This is a genomic window from Micromonospora radicis (assembly GCF_003583405.1).
GTDB classification, from domain to species: Bacteria; Actinomycetota; Actinomycetes; order Mycobacteriales; family Micromonosporaceae; genus Micromonospora; species Micromonospora radicis.
The window spans coordinates 1-300 of sequence record NZ_QXEC01000080.1 but is presented as its reverse complement, the minus strand read 5'-3'; the positions used below and the strand labels follow the sequence as shown (position 1 = coordinate 300).

1 pseudogene is annotated in these 300 nt (G+C 70.0%); it reads left to right on the top strand.

The window, feature by feature from the left end:
* Positions 1 to 300: pseudogene (locus D2L64_RS26995) on the top strand (hypothetical protein); the annotation flags it as partial.

The window sequence follows — 300 nt, the reverse complement described above, 5'->3', positions numbered from 1 at the left end:
CGCGACAAGCTGAGCAACGTACCCGCCGCCGCGGTCGCCGGAGTGGAACAGGAACTGGCCAACCTCGACAAGCAGATCGAAGAAGCCAACGCCCGCCTCGCCCAGCAGGCCGCCAACCCCCAGGGCGGCGCCAACTTCATCCAGAACGCCATCCTCGGCCCCCTGGCCAGCAAGCGCACCGCCGCACTCGACCGCATCGGCATCAACATCAACCGCGCCGGCGGCCAACGCCCCAACCTCGCCAGCCTCGCCAACTGCGGCCTCAACACCCCCGGCACCCCCAGCGCCGTCAACGGCAAC